This window comes from Gordonia paraffinivorans (assembly GCF_900683595.1).
Classification (GTDB): domain Bacteria; phylum Actinomycetota; class Actinomycetes; order Mycobacteriales; family Mycobacteriaceae; genus Gordonia; species Gordonia paraffinivorans.
Genome location: NZ_CAACYD010000006.1, coordinates 325,501 through 343,038, shown reverse-complemented (window position 1 = coordinate 343,038; position 17,538 = coordinate 325,501). Strand labels below are relative to the sequence as shown.

The following is a 17,538-nucleotide window of genomic DNA, read 5'->3' as shown; positions in this document are numbered from 1 at the left end:
CACCGAACCCGACGTCGGCGAGACAGCCTCGGCGAGACGACCTCGGGCGAGACAACCCACGCCGGACCCGGGAGCGGTGACTACGCTGGACGGACACGACGGATTCGACCAGGGAGGGCCGCGATGGCGATCGATCCGAACAGAAGCAAGGCCGTGGCGGAGGTCGTCCGCCAGCACCCGGTGATGAGCCTGATCGCGGTGTCGCCCGGCATCGCCGTCTTCGTCGTCCTGCTGCTGCTGGACCAGACGTTCCTGGCGATCCTGTTCGCGATCCTGGCCGTGGGTGGCGGACTGTACCTGCTCACCCGCAAACGCTGAGGGGTCCTGCCGCGTGGCCGAGCCGATGACCTCGTCGGCGCGGCTACAGTGGGGCCAACACGACAGCCACGCCGGGCGTGGCGGCAACGCGGGGCGAAGGGAGTGCGTGCGCATGATCGTCGATTCGGATCGTGATCGCGGTCCGGAGGCCTGCAGGGCGGGTCGGTAGAGCATGTCCACGCGCGTCGACGCCTACATCTGGGCGATCCGGTTGACCAAGACCCGGTCGGCGGCGGGCGCCGCCTGCCGGGGCGGTCACGTCCGCGTCAACGGCGCCACCGCCAAGCCCGCCCAGCCGATCGTGCCGGGCGACGAGATCCGGGTCTGGGTGAACGGCCGCGAGCGCATCGTCGAGGTCACCAAGACGATCAGCAAGCGCGTGTCGGCCCCCGCCGCCGCCGAGTGCTACATCGACAAGTCGCCGCCACCGCCGCCGAAGGAGATCATCGCCGGCCAGCCGCGTCGCGACCGCGGTGCCGGCCGCCCCACGAAACGGGAACGGCGGCAACTCGATCGTCTTCGCAGCAGCGGATTCCTGATCTCGTTGGTCGCCGTCCTCGCGCTCGCGCTGGGCGCGTGCTCGTCGGATGACACCCCCTCGGACCCGAACCGTCCCAACACTCCGGAGGCACCGGCCCAGGCCGGGTCCGGGCCGTTCTTCGGACGCTGCGGAGGGGTGACCCTCGAGGAGGTCGTCCGCGTCACCGGATTCACCGGGCTCAGTGCGACGGTCGACAACACCTCGGTCTGCGAGTGGGACACCACCGGTTCGCGGACCGGTGCGGTGGCGTCGTTCAACTGGTACCGCGGCTCGCCGATCGGCCGGGAAGAGGCCAACGTGAAACTCTCGCGCGACGAGACCAACAAGCTCGAGATCAAGGGCCACACGGGGTTCATCGGCTGGAGCCAGTCCGGTCAGATCTGCGAGGTCGGCATCGACTTCGGCGCCGACTTCTTCGAGTGGTCGATCCGCGGCGACGCCCGCAACCCGAGGCCCATCGACGAGATCTGCAACGCCGCGCGCGAATTGGCGACGATGTCGATCGAGCGCGCGTCATGAGGCGCACCCTCGCACTCCTGGCCGCCGTCGTGCTCGGACTCGCCGTCTTCGCCGGGTGCGCGCGCACCGTCGACGGTGAGCCGCTGCCGGTGGGTGTGGCGGGGCAATCCGGCACCAGCGACGTCGACACCGACCAGTTCGACCGGCTCCTTCTCGAGTGCGAGGTGCTGCCCGACGAGACGATCGCCGATGTCGTGGCCGGCGGCGGTTTCGCCGAGCAGTCCTTCAGCGGTGCGATCTGCCGGTGGCTGGTCTCCGGCAATGACACCGTCAGCGTGACGTTCAACTGGTTCGAGTGGGGCAGCATCAACGTCGAGAAGGAGACGGCCAAGAAGCTCGGGTTCACCACCGAGAACATCAAGATCGCCAGTCAATCCGCGTTCACCCAGCGCAGTCCCGACCGGCCGGGACTGTGCGGCGTGACCGCACGCGCCCCGAGCCGGGGGGTCTTCACCTGGTTCGTCGAGCCGCGCTCCGCTCCGCCCGGTGATCCCTGCGCGGCCCCGATCAAGCTGATGGAACTGTTGCTGCGAGGCGGCCAGTAGGCCGCACCGCCGGGTCCTAGGCCTCGGCGACCGGCAGCGGGCTCACCACGACGGTGGCCGCCACCACCTGCTCGTCGCCCTTAGCGCCGCCGGGGACGAGGAGCCACACGCTCAGTCGGTCGCCCTCACGGATGCGACGCAGGGTGATCCGCGTGCCCGGGACGATCGGGCGCAGGTACTCGATGACGACCCGATGCGGGACGTCGACGAGATCGGGGTGGTCGACGAGCTCGTCCTCCACGGCTTCCAGATACGCCGCGTTGTTGAGGTGCTTGAAGGGGTCGAAGTCGGTGATCCGCAGCACGTGCTCGCGGTCGGGCAGGGGAGTCTGTTCGGGCGCCTTCTCCGGGTTCATCGGCTTCCAGCGCAGACGGTGCTCGTCGGTCATCGACGACAACATCTCGAACGCCTCGTCGGACAAGCGCGACGGCATGCCCTGCTCGTTGACGTTGATCCAGAACGCCTCGGTCTCGATGAGGCCGTCGGGGCGCGGGTTCGGGTTGAACCGATTGGTCTCGTGCTTCGCGGTCAGGCGCACCCGCATGTTGGTCCAGCGGGTCGACAGCGCGCCGCACCACCGCTGCGCCGTCACCGTCGCCGGCCAGGTGATCGGGCGGACGACGTCGATGACGGTCCGCCGCACGATCCAGAAGGGGTCGGTCGCGTGGAACTCCGTCGCCTCGATGTTGTCGTTGGCGACGTCCTGCAGGTAGCGGGCCACCGCGTCGAGACGGACCCGCATCTCCTGGTCCACGTCACCGGTGCGCACCCGGTAGTCGGCCTGGAAGAAGCGTGCGCCCTCCTTGCGGTCGGGTAGTGAGGTGCGTCTCTGTCCTGCAGTAACCTGGCTCACTCGAGTCCCTTCGCTGGGTCGCAGGTATCTTTGCGGATAAGATACAGTCAACGCCGAAACTAGAACACGTTCTACGTGTTGGATGACGAGGAAACAGCAGATGGCGCATGTGATTACCCGCCCATGTTGCAACGATGCCAGTTGCGTGAGCGTGTGTCCGGTGAACTGCATCCACCCCACGCCCGACGAGCCGGAGTTCCTCACGGCGGAGGCCCTCTACATCGACCCGGAGACGTGTATCGACTGCGGCGCCTGTATCGATGAATGCCCGGTGGAGGCGATCGTCCCCGACGATCAGCTCACCGAGAAGGACGAGCCCTACCTGCAGATCAACGCCGACTACTACAAGGACCACGACGTCGAGGGCGGCCTGGTCCCGCCGCGCAAGGCGCCGCAGCTGCCCGCCGACAAGGAGTTGCACGTCGCGATCGTCGGCGCCGGCCCCGCGGCCTTCTACGCCGCCGAGGAGCTGGTGCGCAAGCCCACCATCAAGGTCGACATGTTCGACCGCCTGCCCACCCCCTATGGTCTGGTCCGCGCGGGCGTCGCCCCGGACCACGCCGCCACGAAGGGCGTGGAGCGGACCTTCGCCTCGGTCGCGGCGAAGAAGAACTTCGACTACTTCCTCAACGTCGAGGTCGGCAAGCACATCAGCCACGACGAGCTCGTCGCCCGCTACCACGCGGTGATCTACGCCGTGGGCGCCGCCACGGACAAGCGCCTGGGCATCGAGGGCGAGGACCTGCGCAACTCGGTGGCCGCCACCCAGTTCGTCGCCTGGTACAACGGCCACCCCGACTACGTCGACCTCGACGTCGATCTCTCGGCCGAGCGCGCGGTGGTCGTCGGCAACGGCAACGTCGCCCTCGACGTGGCGCGCATCCTCGTGACCGATCCCGACGAGCTCGCCAAGACCGACATCGCCGACCATGCGCTGGCCAAGCTGCGCGAGTCGAACATCAAGGAAGTGGTGCTGCTCGGCCGCCGCGGCATCGCGCAGGCGGCCTACACCAACAGCGAGTTCCTGGCCCTCGGCGACGTCGAGGGCGTGGACGTGGTCATCGATCCGGCCGAACTCGTCCTCGACCCGGCGTCGGAGGCCGCGCTCGCCGACGACACGCTCGACTCGACGATCGCCACCAAGATCCGGCTGGCCCGCGAGTTCTCCGAGCGGCCGCAGACCCCGGGCAACAAGCGCATCGTGTTCCGCTTCCTGGTCTCGCCGGTGGAGATCACCGGCGACGGCGAGGTCGCCGGCGTCACCTGCGCGCGCAACGCGTACGTCGACGATGCCTCCGGCCGGGTGGCCGTGGCACCCACGGAAGAACGTTTCGACATCGACGCCGGACTGGTCCTGCGGGCCATCGGCTATCGCGGTGTCCCAGTCACCGACCTGCCCTTCGACGAGAGTCGCGGCGTGGTCCCCAACGAAAGCGGACGTGTGCAGGCAACAGCAGGGGGTGATGTCATGCCCGGCCTGTATGTCGCCGGCTGGATCAAGCGCGGCGCGAGCGGCGGGATCGGCATGAACCGCGTGTGCGGGCAGGAGACCGCCCGCGCGGTGATCGACGACTTCATCGCCGAGACGCTGGCCGACCCGTCGACCCCGCGGGACGACGTCGCGGCGATCGTCGCCGATCGCGGCGCCCACCGGATCGACCTCGCGGGATGGAAGGCCATCGACGCGGCCGAGAAGGCGGCGGGCAAGGCGGCACACCGTCCGCGGACGAAGTTCGTCAGCATCCCCGAGTTCGAGGCGGCCGCAGCCGCCGGAGCGCAGTAACCGTGCGCATCGCATTGCTGTCCTACCGCAGCAAGCCACACTGCGGTGGGCAAGGGGTCTACGTCCGTCATCTGTCCCGCGAGCTGGCGCTGCTCGGCCACCAGGTCGAGATCTTCTCCGGGCAGCCGTACCCGGAGCTCGACCAGGTCGCGATCGACGCGGGGGTCACCGTCACCAAGGTGCCCAGCCTCGGGCTCTACGACGAGCCGGACCCGTTCCGCACGCCCAAACTCGGCGAGTACCGCGACTGGATCGATTTCCTCGAGGTCGGCTCGATGTGGACGGCGAGCTTCGGCGAGCCGCTGACCTTCAGCCTCCGCGTCGCCCGGCTGCTCGAGGAGCGTCGAGACGATTTCGACATCGTCCACGACAACCAGTGCCTCGGATACGGCCTGCTGCGGATCCAGAAGGCCGGGTTCCCGCTCATCGCGACGATCCATCACCCGATCACCCGCGACCGCACGCTCGCCGTGCGCGCGGCCAAGGGTTGGCGGAAGATCACCGCATGGCGCTGGCACTCGTTCCTGCGGATGCAGGGCCGGGTCTCCCGGCGCATCCCGGAGTTGCTGACCGTGTCGCGCAGCAGCGAGGTCGACATCCGCAAGGCCTTCGACATCCCGGCGGGCCGGATCACCACGATCCCGCTCGGCGTCGACACCGAGGTATTCCGGCCGGGGCCGGAGCGTGTGCCCGGGCGGATCGTGTGCGTCGCGAGTGCCGACGCCCCGCTCAAGGGGGTGTCGTACCTGCTCGAGGCGGTCGCGAAGCTCGCTGCCGAGCGCGACGACGTAAAACTGGTACTGGTGTCCAAGTTGGACCCGAATGGCCCTTCTGCCAAGATGATCGAGGATCTCGCGATCTCCGATCGGGTGAGCGTCGTCTCGGGCCTCGAGGACGAGGAGATGGCGGAGCTGCTCGCCTCCGCGGAGGTCGCCTGCGTCCCGTCGCTGTACGAGGGTTTCTCGCTGCCGGCGGTCGAGGCGATGAGCTGCGGGACGCCCCTCGTGGCGACCCGTGCAGGCGCCATCCCCGAGGTGGTCGGCACCGACGAGCAGGCCGCGCTCCTGGTGCCGCCGCGCGATTCGGGCCGACTCGCCCAGGCGATCGGACGACTCCTCGACGACGCGGGGTTGCGCGTCGAACTCGGCTCGGGCGGACGCCGCCGCGCCGAGGAGAACTACAGCTGGGCAGCGGTGGCCGCCAAGACGGCGGCTCACTACGAAACCGTGCTGGCCGGTCACCGGTAAGCCACAGAAGGGACATCGAGTGCTGACAGTTGATTTCGACCGGCTGGGCGTGGGGCCCGGCACCAAGGCGATCGACATCGGGGCGGGGCAGGGGCGCCACTCCTTCGAGATGTTCCGCCGGGGTGCCGACGTGATCGCCTTCGACATGTCCGAGAAGGACATGGCCGACGTGGCCGAGATGTTCGACGCGATGACCGCCGAGGGGCAGGTGCCGGCATCGGCCAAGGCGCGCGCCGAGGTCGGCGACGCGTTGCGCCTCCCGTACGCGGACAACAGCTTCGACGTCGTGCTCATGTCCGAGATCCTCGAGCACATCCCGGCCGACGAGGGTGCGATCAGCGAGATGGTCCGCGTCCTCAAGCCGGGCGGTGTCGCCGCGGTGACCGTACCCCGGTACTGGCCGGAGAAGGTCTGCTGGGCGCTGTCGGACGAGTACCACGAGGTCGAGGGCGGACACGTCCGCATCTACAAGGCCTCCGAGTTGGCCGACAAGCTGCGCCGTGCCGGCCTCGAGGTGACCGGAACCGACCATCAGCACGCGCTGCATGCGCCCTACTGGTGGCTGAAATGCGCTGTCGGCGTGGAGAACAACGACAACCCGCTGGTGAAGGCGTACCACAAGCTGCTGGTCTGGGACATGATGAGCAAGCCGTGGCTGACCCGGGTGGGCGAGCAGGCCCTCAACCCGATCATCGGCAAGTCCGTCGCCCTGTACCTGCGCAAGCCCGAGACCGCCGCCTCTTCATGACGGCGATCCCGGAGATCCCGGGAGTTGTCACCGCCGATCAGATCCGCGCGACGGGCGCGGCGATCGCCGGTATGCAGGAGGAATCCGGGGCCCTGCCCTGGTTCCCCGGCGGGCAAACCGATCCCTGGGACCACATCGAGTCCGCGATGGCCTTGTCGGTCACCGGTTTCCACGCGGAGGCGGAGGCCGCGTACGAGTGGTCGAGACGCAAGCAGCGTCACGACGGGTCGTGGCCGATCCGAACCGTGTGCGGCACGGTCGAGGACGCGGGCACCGACTCGAACTTCTGCGCCTACATCGCGGTCGGCGTCTGGCATCACTATCTGATCACCGCCGATGACGCGTTCCTGCAACGGATGTGGCCGGTCGTCTGGTCGGCGATCGACTGCGTGCTGCGGTTCCAGCGGCCCGACGGCGCCTTCCGCTGGGGTGGCGATCACCGCACCGGGGCGATGTTCGGCGAGGCCCTCATCACCGGCAACTCCAGCATCTTCCAGGCCCTCGACTGTGCGATCCGCATCGCCGCCGAGGTCGATCAGCCCGACGAGGACTGGATCGCCGCGCACGCGAAGCTCGGTGCCGCGATCCGCGCCGACATCGAGCGTGAGGAGTGGGAGATCTTCACACCCCCATCGGAGCACTCGATGGACTGGTATTACCCGATCCTCGGCGGTGCGGTGCGCGGGAAGGTCGGCCAGGAGCTGATCGCGCGCCGATGGGACGAGTTCGTCGTCCCGGGCAAAGGTGTGCGCTGCGTCGATCACCGGCCGTGGGTGACCGGAGCCGAAACCTGCGAGCTCGCACTGGCCCTCGACTCCCTGGGGGACACCGCGGACGCGATCGAGCTGATCGCCTCGATCCAGCACCTGCGTGACCCGGACGGGTCGTACTGGACCGGGCTGGTCTTCGCCGACGGCAAGCGCTGGCCGGTGGAGAAGAGCTGCTGGACCTCGGCGGCCGTCGTGCTGGCCGCCGACGCGGTCAGCCGCACCAGCGTCGCCAACGGGATCTTCCGGGACGTGCGCCAGAGCCTCGTCGTGACCCCTCGCGACGAGGAACCCGCGACGGTTCTCTGAGGGCGACCAGGTCCGGAGAACCGACCCGGAGGCCTCGGGATCGAAGTGACCAACTCCCTGTTCTCTGTGGCGCCCATCACCTAGACTGGTGTCCAGTCATGCGTCCGGTTAGTCGACGGACGGCAGAGCAACGCCGCCAGGGGAGGCGCCATGGATTTCGGGATCGTCCAGTTCACCAGCGATCGGGGGCTCAAGCCGCATGTGCTGGCGCCGCTGATCGAGAAGGCGGGGTTCGCGTCGTACTACGTGCCCGAGCACGGTCACATCCCGACGAAGCGGGAGGCCGCGCACCCGCGGACCGGTGACGAGACGCTGCCCGACGAGCGCTACATGCGGACGCTCGACCCGTGGACGTCGCTGGCCTCGGCGGCGGCGGTCACCGAGCGCATCCGCCTGGCCACCGCCGTGGCCCTGCCCGTCCAGTCCGACCCGATCACGCTCGCCAAGACGATCGCCACCCTCGACCACATCTCCGACGGCCGGGTCACGCTCGGCGTCGGATTCGGTTGGAACCTGGACGAATTGGCCGACCACAATGTTCCGCCGAAGCGTCGTCGGACCATGCTCCGCGAGTACCTCGAGGCGATGAACGCGTTGTGGACGCAGGAGGAGGCCGAATTCGACGGGGAATTCGTGCGATTCGGTCCCAGTTGGGCATGGCCGAAGCCGCCTCAGTCCCACATCCCGGTGCAGGTCGGCGCGGCGGGCAACGAGAAGAACTTCAAGTGGATCGCACGAAGCGCCGACGGGTGGATCACCACGCCGGGCGAAGAGGACATCGAGGGATCGGTCGCCCTGCTCAAGCGGATCTGGACCGACGCCGGTCGTGAAGGTGATCCGCAGGTCGTGGTGCTCGACTTCAAGCCGGTTCCCGAGAAGCTGGAGAAGTGGCGCGAGATCGGGGTGACCACCGTGCTCTACGGCCTGCCCGACGACTCGGTCGAGCGGGCGAGCGGCTACCTCGCCAAACTGGCCGGAAAGCTCGACCTCGCGCCCGCGGCCGTGTAGTCGGCGTGCCCGCCGCCGTCGGGCCCTGGTGCAGGGGTTGCGTGCACGTTCTGCCGGCAGTCGTCCTAACGAGCGTGCCGCATCCTCGGTCGACGCCGCCTGCGACGTCGTTCGGTGTCGGCGACTCCCGTCGAAGTCGCCGGGCCGGGGTGATGTCGGGGCCGACTCAGGCGTCGGGGTGTGCTCGCAGGCCCGGCATCACGTACCGCTCGACGTGGCGGCGGACCTGTGCGGCGTCGTCGATGTCGATGGTCTCGCCCGGCGATGTGCCGAGGCTGATCAGCACGCGCGCAACCCATTCGGAGACCTCGCGCAGGTCGTGGCCGGGATGGATCTCCCCGCGGCGTGCCGCCGCCTCGACGTAGGGGAGCCAGAACGCCGCGAGGTCGGGGACGAGCCTCACCACGCCGATCCCGGCGCACTCGGCGAACTCGTGCGGTTCCTCGGTGCGCAGCCGCATCAGCAGGGTGCCCGGGTCGTCGTATGCCCCGCGTCCGATCCGGACGCCCGCGGTGAGCTGACCCGCGAAGCCGTCGATGGTGTCGAGTTCGGCACGGGCCTCGCGCCAGAACGACTCGGTGAGCCGGACGATCGTCGCCCCGATCATCGACGGCTTGTCGGGGTAGTGCCGGTAGAGCCACGCGCGGGAGACCCCGGCCGACTCGGCGACCTGCTGCATCGTCGTCGCGCGGATGCCCTTCTCCGCCAGCAGTTTCTCGGTGGCATCGAGGAGGCGTTCGGTCACCGACGTGGTTGCCTCGGTCACGGCCCTCCCTGGTTCTCCGGCGGTGCTCGGGTGCGGTCGCCCTGTGGGACGGGCGACTCACTGGCCGAAGACTAACAAGGGGTGGACAGATCGTGGAATCCGTACACCGCGCGCCCGGTCATCGTGTAGACACAAATCAGATTGTGTCTACACCCGACTCGTCTCGAGGGGGCAGCGTGCCTTTACCAACCACCGCGATCATCGGTGCCGGGATCAGCGGCCTGACGGCGGGCAAGATGCTCACCGACTACGGCGTCCCGTACACGTGTTTCGAGAGTTCCGACCGAATCGGCGGCAACTGGGCCTTCGGCAACCCGAACGGCCACAGCAGCGCGTACCGGTCTCTGCACATCGACACCTCGAAGCATCAGCTGTCGTTCCGGGACTTCCCGATGCCCGAGGAGTACCCGGACTTCCCCCACCACACCCAGATCAAGGCCTACCTCGACGCCTACGCCGAGGCGTTCGACCTGCTGCCGAGCATCGAGTTCACCAACGGCGTCGAGCACGCGCGCAGGCTCGACGGCGGCGGCTGGGAGCTGGAGACGCAGCGCGGTGAACGCCGGCGGTTCGACCTGCTCATCGTCGCCAACGGCCACCACTGGGACCCGCGCTACCCGGACTTCCCCGGCGAGTTCGACGGCATCGAGATGCACGCGCATCACTACATCGACCCCCGGACCCCGCATGACTTCAGCGGCAAGCGGATTCTCGTCGTCGGCCTCGGCAACAGCGCCGCCGACATCGCCGTCGAGCTGTCGTCGAAGGCGCTGGACAACAAGCTGACGCTGTCCACCCGGTCCGGCGCGTGGATCGTGCCGAAGTACTTCGGCGGCAAGCCCGCCGACAAGTACTACCGCACCTCGCCCTACATCCCGATGTCGTGGCAGCGGAAGTTCATGCAGGTCATGCAGCCGCTGACCGCCGGCCACCCCGAGGACTACGGGCTGCCGACGCCGAATCACAAGTTCTTCGAGGCGCATCCGACCCAGTCGGTGGAGCTGCCGCTCCGACTCGGCTCCGGCGACGTCGTCGCCAAGCCCAACGTCAGCCGGCTCGACGGCTCGACCGTACACTTCGAGGACGGCACGTCCGACGACTTCGACATCATCATCTACGCAACGGGATACAACATCACCTTCCCGTTCTTCGATCCCGAGTTCATCAGTGCGCCGGACAACCACATCGACCTCTACAAGCGCATGTTCTACCCGGGCATCGACGACCTCGTCTTCGCGGGCTTCGCGCAGGCGGTCCCGACGCTGTTCCCGTTCGTCGAGTGCCAGGCGCGGGTGATCGGGGCATATGCGACCGGCAACTACCGGCCGCCGTCGGTCCCGGAGATGAGGGAGACCATCAAGGCCGACACCGAGTTCTTCACCGGCCACATGGTGAAGAGCGCGCGACACACCCAGCAGCTCGACCACTACCTGTACGAGCACAACATCCGGACCAAGGAATTGCCCGAAGGTCGCAGGCGCGCGCAGGAACTCGGGCCGGTGCGCTGGGCCGGGGTCGCCGACACCGTCTCGGCCGGCGTGACCGCGGGATCGGAGGCCTCGGCATGAGCGTCCCCACCGGAGCAGAAACCGTCCGCTTCCCGTCGGCGGGAGTCGAGTGCGACGCCTGGTTCTTCCCCGGCACGGCGTCCTCGCCGTTCGAGGTCGACGGCAAGCGGCCCGTGGTGGTCATGGCACACGGGTTCGCCGGCACCAAGGACTCGGGCCTGGCGCCGTTCGCCCTGCGTCTCGCCGACGCCGGACTCGCGGTGCTCGCCTTCGACTACCGGGGCTTCGGGTTATCGGGAGGCGAACCGCGCCAGCAGATCTCGCTGGAACGTCAGGCCGACGACTACCGGGCCGCGATCGTCGCGGCCAAACGGCAACCGGGCGTCGATCCCAATCGGATCATCCTCTGGGGCGTGTCGCAGTCGGGCGGGCACGCGCTGACCGTCGCCGCCGACCGCGCCGACATCGCCGCGGTCGTCGCGGTGGTGCCGTTGGTCAACGGCCTCGCGGCCGGCCGTGTCGCGTACAGCCAGGCCGGCGGGGCGGCGATGGCGCGGTCGACGGCCACCGCGGTGGCCAGCTCGGTGGCGCAGAAGCTCGGCGGACGGCCGAAGATGATGCGGGTCGTCGGCAAACCCGGCGACCAGGGCGCAGCGCTGACCGCCCCCGGATTCCTGGAGAGCTACCTCGCGATCGCCGGGCCGTCGTGGCGCAACGAGGTCGATGCCTCGGTCGGACTCGAGATCGGCGGGTTCCGCGCCGACAAGCACGTCGACCGGATCAACGCCCCGGTCCTGGTTCAGATCGCCGACTTCGACTCGGCCGCACCGCCGCACGCCGCGGCCAAGGCGGCGTTCAAGGCGCGCGCCGAGGTTCGGCACTACCCGTGCGATCACTTCGGGGTCTTCGAGGGCAACGACTTCTTCGAACCCTGCGTCGACCACGAGGTCTCGTTCCTGTCGCGTCATCTGACCGCACAGACCGCGGGCGTTCGATGAGGCGGGCGGTCGTCATCGGCGGGGCGTCGGGCATCGGGCTGGCCACCGTCGACGCGCTCATCGCGGAGGGCGTCGAAGTCGTCGTGGCCGACGTGAACGGCGACGCCGCCGAGCAGGTCGCCGCCGAACGCGGCGACACCGTGAGCGCGCTGCGCCTCGACGTCACCGACGAGGACTCGGTCGCCGCGGGTTTCGACGCCGTCGGCGAGTTCGACACGATGGTCAACTGCGCCGGGCTCTCCGATCCGGGCGCGCTCACCGAACTCGAACTCAGCGCGTGGCGGTACACCGTCGACGTATGTCTCACCGGGACGTTCCTGGTCATCAAGCATGCCGGGCAACGGATCGCCGACGGCGGCTCGATCACCTGCATCGCCTCGCTCAACGGCCGGCAACCCGGTAGCGGGATGGGCGCCTACTGCGCGTCGAAGGCGGGAGTCCTGATGCTCGTCGAGGTCGCGGCGCTCGAACTGGCGGGACGCGGCGTGCGCGTCAACGCGGTCTCTCCCGGCCTGGTGTCGACGCCGCTCACCGAGGGCATCGGGATGATCCCCGGGCTCACCGACGAGTACATCGAGAACACTCCGCTCGGCCGCAGCGGGGAGCCGTCCGAGATCGCCGACACCGTGGTGTTCCTCGCCTCGGACAAGGCGCGGTGGATCACCGGCTCGGCCTTCGACGTCAACGGCGGCGCACACCTCAAGCGTTATCCGGACGTGCTCGGAAAGGTCCGGGCGCTCATGGGACAGGCCTGACCGGTACGCGCGTACCGGTCAGGGTTCCGGCCTGTTCCCGTCGGGCGTCACGCCTTCGTCAGCGGAGCCCCCACCTCGCCGGAGTCGCGTCGGAGAACCCGCAGCGATCCCTCGGCGCGGACCTCGGTGAACTGTCCGGTCGCCAGTGCCTGGCAGTAGATCTCGTAGGGCGGGCGTCCGCCGTCGGCCGGGTCGGGGAAGACGTCGTGGATCAGCAGCGCGCCGCCCACCCGCACCCACGGCGCCCAACCGTCGAGGTCGTTCTGTGCGGCCTCCATGCTGTGGCCGCCGTCGATGAAGACGAAGTCGGCGGGCTTGCCCCAGATCCGGGCGGCGACGGTCGACGGGGCCAGGAGCCCGACGACGGTGCGCTCGAGCCCGGCGTCGAACATGGTGCGGCGGAAGCGGGCCGAGGTGTCGAGCTTGCCCGAGTGGGGGTCGACGAGCGATTCGTCGTGGTACTCCCAGCCCGGCTGGTGCTCTTCGGAGCCCCGGTGATGGTCGACGGTGACGATGACGGCGCCGAGGGCCTCGGCGGCGGAACCGAGGAAGACCGTCGACTTTCCGCAGTAGGTACCGATCTCCACGCCGACCTTCGTCGAATCCGGTTGGGAGAGATACTCCGCCGCGATCTCGTACAGCGTCTGCGCCTCGTCGAGCGGCATGAAGCCGGGCGCCTCGTCGGCGACTCGGAGACGTTCGGCGGACGGAGCGTTCGGCACGACATTCGGCGGGGTCGCCGCGGACTGTGACATAGGGCAGATCCTAACGGGTGTGTGAGGGGCGCCGCGTAGGGTGAGGCCTATGAAAGCTCAGGTACTCACTGCAGAGACAGGCCCGTCCGGACTCGAGTTGAAGGACGTCCCCGATCCCACTCCGGCCGACGGCCAGGTGGTCGTCGACGTCAAGTCCTGCGGCATCTGCTTCCCCGACCTCCTGATGAGCCAGGGCAAGTACCAGCTCCGCGTCCCGGTGCCGTTCACCCCCGGCACCGAGGTCGCGGGCGTGGTGCGGTCGGCCCCGGAGGGCTCGTCGGTGAAGGTGGGGGACAAGGTCCTCGTCGCCTCGATCGTCGGTGGCTTCGCCGAGCAGGTCGCCGCGGCACCCGAACAACTGTTGCCGCTGCCGGAGGGGCTGTCCTTCGAGCAGGGCTCGGCGATGGGCATCAACTACCAGACCGCGCTCTTCGCGCTGAAGACCCGCGCGCACACGCAGCCGGGTGAGGTCGTCGGCGTGCTGGGCGCCGCCGGCGGCGTGGGTACCGCGTCGATCATGGTCGCCAAGGCCCTGGGCGCGAAGGTCATCGCCATCGTGCACCGCAAGGGCGCCGAGGAGTTGCTGCGCGGTGCGGGCGCCGACGAGATCGTCCAGCTCGAAGAGGGCTGGGGCGCCGAACTCAAGAAGATCGCCCCGAAGGGCGTCGACGTCATGATCGACCCGTCCGGCGGCGAGGTGTTCGACGAGGCGCTGCGGCAGGTCGCACCCGACGGTCGTTACGTGGTCGTCGGCTTCGCCGCCGGCGGCATCCCGACCGTGAAGCTCAACCGCGTCCTCTTCCGCAACATCGCAGTCGTCGGCGCGGCCTGGGGCGAGTACATCCGCACCCATCCCGATCTCCCGGCGGTTCTGCACGAGGAGCTGACGCAGATGATCGCCGACGGCATGACGCCCCAGGCCAACAAGACCTACACACTGGAGCAGCTGCCCGAGGCGTTGACCGACCTGGCCGAAGGGCGGATTCTGGGTAAGGCGGTCGTGAAGATCGGCGACTGAGACCCTCGCGGGTCCCGTCGGCCGGCGACGACCGCCCGAGGACGCCGCCTGCGAAGGGAATCGCCATGTGCCGCAACATCACCGAACTCCGCGGTCTGGAACCGTCGGCCACCGGAGAGGAGATCGAGGCGGCCGCCCGGCAGTACGTTCGCAAGGTGAGCGGCATCCGGCAGCCGTCGCCGGCCAACGCCGAGGCCTTCGAGGCCGCGGTCGTCGCCGTCACCGCCGCGACCCGCACCCTGCTCGACGCCCTGCCCGAGCGTCGGCAACCGCCCAAGACCGTCCCGCCGTTGCGACGCCCCGAGGTGCAGGCGCGGATCGCGGCGCGGGGGTAGTGTCTCGCGTTCCGCAGTAGGTGACGCTCAGCGATACCTGCTGCGGAACCCGTCCTCGAAATCCGTGCCGAATCCAGCCCGGCAATCCGGACAAACCCCAGTTCACCGGGGGTTAGGCTCACCGGCGAGCAAAAAATTGTGACCTGGGGACTCGCCGCGGATAGCCTCGGAGTGGTGTCCAACCACAGTTCCCACCGTGCTCATCGAGCCGTTCCGCGCGCGGTCCGTCTGTTCGCACTCGCGCTGACGGCAGCACTCGTCGGTGTCCTCGCGGTCCTCGGACTGCCGGCGCCGAGTGCCCAGGCGGCACCACAAGACAGCTGTGCGCCGGCGGGTCTGGAGTCCGCGTCGGCGGCACCGGTCAACCTCGCCGCCGCGGAACAGGGCGGGGAGGACAGGTACACCACGCCCACCACGGCGCCGGTGGACTCGATCGACGTCGGCGCGCTCGAACTGCTGGTGCCCGGCAAGCTCTCCGTCGGCACCCTGTCCGACGCGGGCCCCAGCATCTGCGTGAACAGCAAGGGCGTGTTCACCGGCTTCGACAACGAGCTCCTCAAGGCGGTCGCCGAGAAGCTCGGCCTGCAGATCGAGTTCAACGGCACCGAGTTCGCAGGGCTGCTCTCGCAGGTCGCCAACAACCGTTTCGACGTCGGGTCGTCGTCGATCACCACCACCGACGACCGCCGCAAGACCGTCGACTTCACCAACGGCTACGACTTCGGGTACTTCGCGCTCGTCGCCCCGAACAGCGGCCCCGTCAAGTCGTTCGGCGACCTCTCGGCCGCCACCCGCATCGCCGTCGTGCAGGGCACCGTCCAGGACGACTACGTCGTCAACACGCTGGGCCTCGACCCGGTGAAGTTCCCCGACTACGCGACCGCGTACGCCAACCTCAAGAGCGGGCAGGTCGACGCCTGGGTCGCGCCGTCGCAGCAGGCGGAGGGTGCCGTCCGGGATGGCGACGGCACCTCGATCGTCGAGAACACCTTCAGCGTCAACAACTTCATCGCCTGGGCGGTCGGCAAGAACAAGCCGAATCTCGTCGCGGCGCTGAACTCCGGACTCGACGCCGTCATCGCCGACGGCACGTACGCCAAGCTCTACGAGGACTGGGTGCCCCGGGAACTGCCCGAGGGCTGGAAGCCGGGCAGCAAGGCCGCACCGGAACCCGACCTGCAGGACATCGCCGCGGTCGCCGCCGCGAACGCGGAGAAGAACGTCCCCGGCGAGGCCACCAAGCCCAAGAGCACCCTGCAGCAGCTCGGCGACACCTTCTTCAACTGGGAGCTCTACGAGAAGTCCTTCCCCGAGCTGATCAAGGTCGGCCTGGTCAACACCCTGATCCTGTCGGTGGTCTCCGGCGTCCTGGGCACCATCCTCGGCATGATCCTCGCGATCTGCGGCATCTCCCGGTCCCGCTGGCTGCGGTGGCCCGCGCGGGTGTACACCGACATCTTCCGCGGGCTCCCCGCCGTGGTCGTCATCCTCATCGTCGGTCTGGGCATCGGTCCCGTCGTCAAGGGGATCACCGGTAACAACCCGTACTGGCTCGGCGCGGTCGCGCTGGCGCTCCTCGCCGCGGCCTACATCGGCGAGATCTTCCGGTCGGGCATCCAGAGCGTCGACGAGGGGCAGCTCGAGGCCTCCCGCGCCATCGGTTTCAGCTACCGCCAGTCGATGCGACTGGTCGTCGTGCCCCAGGGTGTGCGACGGGTCCTGCCCGCGCTCATGAACCAGTTCATCAGCCTCATCAAGGACAGCTCACTCGTCTACTTCCTCGGGCTCCTCGCGAGCCAGCGCGAGCTGTTCGCCGTGGGCCGTGACCTCAATGCGCAGACCGGGAACCTGTCACCGCTGGTGGCCGCGGGCATCATGTACCTCATCCTGACGATCCCGCTGACCCATCTGGTCAACCACATCGACCGTCGCCTGCGGACCGGACGACCCGCCGACGTCCAGGACGATCCGCTGCCCGTCACCGCCGTCGAGAAGGGATAGGCACATGTCCGCCACCACCACACGAAAAGCGGTGTCGCTGACCGGCACCGGACTGCACCTGTCCTTCGGCAAGCACCACGTCCTGCAGGGTGTCGACATCCAGGTCGACGCCGGCACGACGACCACCGTCATCGGGCCGTCGGGCTCGGGCAAGTCGACGCTGCTGCGCGTGCTCAACCGCCTGTACGAACCCGATTCCGGCGACATCCTGCTCGACGGCCGGTCGGTCCTGAAGGACAACCCCGACGAGTTGCGGCGCCGGATCGGAATGGTGTTCCAGCACTTCAACCTGTTCCCGCACAAGACCGTCGTCGAGAACGTCGCCCTCGGACCGCGAAAGCTCAAGGGCCTGAGCAAGGACGAGGCCCGCGAGGTCGCGTTGCGCCAGCTCGAGATCGTCGGGCTGACGAACAAGGCCGACGTCCGGCCCGCCCGCCTGTCGGGCGGTCAACAGCAGCGCGTGGCGATCGCGCGGGCACTCGCGATGGCGCCGGAGGTCATGTTCTTCGACGAGGCGACCTCGGCGCTCGACCCCGAACTGGTCAAGGGTGTGCTCGCCCTCATGGCCGATCTCGCGACAGAGGGGATGACCATGGTGGTGGTCACCCACGAGATGGGCTTTGCGCGCAATGTCAGCGACAACGTGCTCTTCATGGACCACGGCGTGGTGGTGGAAACCGGTGCGCCCGACGAGATCTTCGACGACGCGAAATCGGATCGCCTGCGCACCTTCTTGTCCCAGGTGCTCTGACGCCACGCGGGGT

General features: G+C 68.7%; 18 protein-coding genes. 15 read left to right on the top strand and 3 right to left on the bottom strand.

Annotated features, from left to right (window positions below; all coding sequences use genetic code 11):
* The first annotated feature begins 123 nt into the window (after positions 1-123).
* The 3 genes from E1P53_RS08435 (at position 124) to E1P53_RS08425 (ending at position 1,923) form a co-directional block, all read left to right on the top strand.
* A complete protein-coding gene (locus tag E1P53_RS08435) occupies positions 124-318 on the top strand; it encodes a hypothetical protein (RefSeq protein WP_006899267.1) in 195 nt (64 codons plus the stop codon).
* Between the two features lie 172 nt (positions 319-490).
* Positions 491-1,378: an Hsp15 family ribosome-associated heat shock protein gene (gene hslR, locus E1P53_RS08430; protein ID WP_006899268.1), complete on the top strand. Its 888-nt coding sequence runs from the start codon at positions 491-493 to the stop codon at positions 1,376-1,378.
* Positions 1,375-1,923, top strand: coding sequence for a DUF3558 domain-containing protein (locus E1P53_RS08425; RefSeq protein ID WP_131734012.1), 549 nt, complete (start codon positions 1,375-1,377; stop codon positions 1,921-1,923). Before hslR ends, E1P53_RS08425 begins: the two co-directional genes overlap by 4 nt.
* Positions 1,924-1,939: 16 nt before the next feature.
* On the opposite strand, the gene E1P53_RS08420 is transcribed toward E1P53_RS08425, so the two are convergent.
* Positions 1,940-2,776, bottom strand: a complete 837-nt coding sequence (locus tag E1P53_RS08420) for an acyl-[acyl-carrier-protein] thioesterase (protein ID WP_131734011.1) — start codon at positions 2,774-2,776, stop codon at positions 1,940-1,942.
* A 100-nt stretch (positions 2,777-2,876) separates the two neighbouring features.
* On the opposite strand from E1P53_RS08420, the gene E1P53_RS08415 reads away from it, so the two are divergent.
* The 5 genes from E1P53_RS08415 (at position 2,877) to E1P53_RS08395 (ending at position 8,638) form a co-directional block, all read left to right on the top strand.
* Complete coding sequence (locus E1P53_RS08415; RefSeq protein ID WP_083900190.1) at positions 2,877-4,559, top strand: FAD-dependent oxidoreductase; 1,683 nt, start codon at positions 2,877-2,879, stop codon at positions 4,557-4,559.
* 2 nt (positions 4,560-4,561) lie between these two features.
* A complete protein-coding gene (locus tag E1P53_RS08410) occupies positions 4,562-5,806 on the top strand; it encodes a glycosyltransferase family 4 protein (RefSeq protein WP_006899272.1) in 1,245 nt (414 codons plus the stop codon).
* A gap of 19 nt (positions 5,807-5,825) precedes the next feature.
* Complete coding sequence (locus tag E1P53_RS08405) at positions 5,826-6,554, top strand: class I SAM-dependent methyltransferase (protein ID WP_006899273.1); 729 nt, start codon at positions 5,826-5,828, stop codon at positions 6,552-6,554.
* On the top strand, positions 6,551-7,630 hold the full coding sequence (locus tag E1P53_RS08400) for a prenyltransferase/squalene oxidase repeat-containing protein (RefSeq protein ID WP_006899274.1): 1,080 nt from the start codon (positions 6,551-6,553) through the stop codon (positions 7,628-7,630). Before E1P53_RS08405 ends, E1P53_RS08400 begins: the two co-directional genes overlap by 4 nt.
* A gap of 150 nt (positions 7,631-7,780) precedes the next feature.
* The gene (locus E1P53_RS08395; protein WP_131734010.1) at positions 7,781-8,638 is read left to right on the top strand and encodes an LLM class F420-dependent oxidoreductase; all 858 of its coding nucleotides are present in this window, start codon (positions 7,781-7,783) and stop codon (positions 8,636-8,638) included.
* A 166-nt stretch (positions 8,639-8,804) separates the two neighbouring features.
* On the opposite strand, the gene E1P53_RS08390 is transcribed toward E1P53_RS08395, so the two are convergent.
* The gene (locus tag E1P53_RS08390; RefSeq protein ID WP_006899276.1) at positions 8,805-9,404 is read right to left on the bottom strand and encodes a TetR/AcrR family transcriptional regulator; all 600 of its coding nucleotides are present in this window, start codon (positions 9,402-9,404) and stop codon (positions 8,805-8,807) included.
* Between the two features lie 176 nt (positions 9,405-9,580).
* Here E1P53_RS08390 and E1P53_RS08385 point away from each other — a divergent pair, with 176 nt between their 5' ends.
* From E1P53_RS08385 to E1P53_RS08375, 3 genes are read left to right on the top strand one after another with little or no spacing between them, the layout of a single operon-like run.
* Entirely contained in the window at positions 9,581-10,972 is a 1,392-nt protein-coding gene (locus tag E1P53_RS08385) for a flavin-containing monooxygenase (protein WP_131734009.1), read from the top strand.
* Entirely contained in the window at positions 10,969-11,910 is a 942-nt protein-coding gene (locus tag E1P53_RS08380; protein WP_006899278.1) for an alpha/beta hydrolase, read from the top strand. The genes E1P53_RS08385 and E1P53_RS08380 overlap by 4 nt, the downstream gene beginning before the upstream one ends.
* Complete coding sequence (locus E1P53_RS08375) at positions 11,907-12,665, top strand: SDR family NAD(P)-dependent oxidoreductase (protein WP_131734008.1); 759 nt, start codon at positions 11,907-11,909, stop codon at positions 12,663-12,665. The genes E1P53_RS08380 and E1P53_RS08375 overlap by 4 nt, the downstream gene beginning before the upstream one ends.
* Positions 12,666-12,712: 47 nt before the next feature.
* On the opposite strand, the gene E1P53_RS08370 is transcribed toward E1P53_RS08375, so the two are convergent.
* Positions 12,713-13,420, bottom strand: a complete 708-nt coding sequence (locus E1P53_RS08370) for a class I SAM-dependent methyltransferase (protein ID WP_131734007.1) — start codon at positions 13,418-13,420, stop codon at positions 12,713-12,715.
* A 49-nt stretch (positions 13,421-13,469) separates the two neighbouring features.
* Between E1P53_RS08370 and E1P53_RS08365 the strand changes: the two genes are divergently transcribed.
* From E1P53_RS08365 to E1P53_RS08350, 4 genes are all read left to right on the top strand, one after another.
* Positions 13,470-14,438 (top strand): NADPH:quinone oxidoreductase family protein, encoded by a 969-nt coding sequence (locus E1P53_RS08365; protein WP_131734006.1) that lies wholly within the window; start codon positions 13,470-13,472, stop codon positions 14,436-14,438.
* Between the two features lie 65 nt (positions 14,439-14,503).
* Positions 14,504-14,773 carry a DUF2277 domain-containing protein gene (locus tag E1P53_RS08360; RefSeq protein ID WP_131734005.1) on the top strand — a complete coding sequence of 90 codons (270 nt, stop codon included), beginning with the start codon at positions 14,504-14,506 and terminating at the stop codon, positions 14,771-14,773.
* A gap of 174 nt (positions 14,774-14,947) precedes the next feature.
* Positions 14,948-16,774 (top strand): ABC transporter substrate-binding protein/permease, encoded by a 1,827-nt coding sequence (locus E1P53_RS08355; protein ID WP_131734004.1) that lies wholly within the window; start codon positions 14,948-14,950, stop codon positions 16,772-16,774.
* Between the two features lie 4 nt (positions 16,775-16,778).
* Positions 16,779-17,525: an amino acid ABC transporter ATP-binding protein gene (locus tag E1P53_RS08350; RefSeq protein ID WP_006899284.1), complete on the top strand. Its 747-nt coding sequence runs from the start codon at positions 16,779-16,781 to the stop codon at positions 17,523-17,525.
* Positions 17,526-17,538: the final 13 nt, after the last annotated feature.

Coding starts and splice junctions, on each gene's coding strand:
- E1P53_RS08435 (WP_006899267.1), top strand. CDS start 124: ATGGCGATCGATCCGAACAGAAGCAAGGCCGTGGCGGAGGTCGTCCGC.
- hslR (WP_006899268.1), top strand. CDS start 491: ATGTCCACGCGCGTCGACGCCTACATCTGGGCGATCCGGTTGACCAAG.
- E1P53_RS08425 (WP_131734012.1), top strand. CDS start 1,375: ATGAGGCGCACCCTCGCACTCCTGGCCGCCGTCGTGCTCGGACTCGCC.
- E1P53_RS08415 (WP_083900190.1), top strand. CDS start 2,877: ATGGCGCATGTGATTACCCGCCCATGTTGCAACGATGCCAGTTGCGTG.
- E1P53_RS08400 (WP_006899274.1), top strand. CDS start 6,551: ATGACGGCGATCCCGGAGATCCCGGGAGTTGTCACCGCCGATCAGATC.
- E1P53_RS08395 (WP_131734010.1), top strand. CDS start 7,781: ATGGATTTCGGGATCGTCCAGTTCACCAGCGATCGGGGGCTCAAGCCG.
- E1P53_RS08380 (WP_006899278.1), top strand. CDS start 10,969: ATGAGCGTCCCCACCGGAGCAGAAACCGTCCGCTTCCCGTCGGCGGGA.
- E1P53_RS08375 (WP_131734008.1), top strand. CDS start 11,907: ATGAGGCGGGCGGTCGTCATCGGCGGGGCGTCGGGCATCGGGCTGGCC.
- E1P53_RS08370 (WP_131734007.1), bottom strand. CDS start 13,420: ATGTCACAGTCCGCGGCGACCCCGCCGAATGTCGTGCCGAACGCTCCG.
- E1P53_RS08365 (WP_131734006.1), top strand. CDS start 13,470: ATGAAAGCTCAGGTACTCACTGCAGAGACAGGCCCGTCCGGACTCGAG.
- E1P53_RS08360 (WP_131734005.1), top strand. CDS start 14,504: ATGTGCCGCAACATCACCGAACTCCGCGGTCTGGAACCGTCGGCCACC.
- E1P53_RS08350 (WP_006899284.1), top strand. CDS start 16,779: ATGTCCGCCACCACCACACGAAAAGCGGTGTCGCTGACCGGCACCGGA.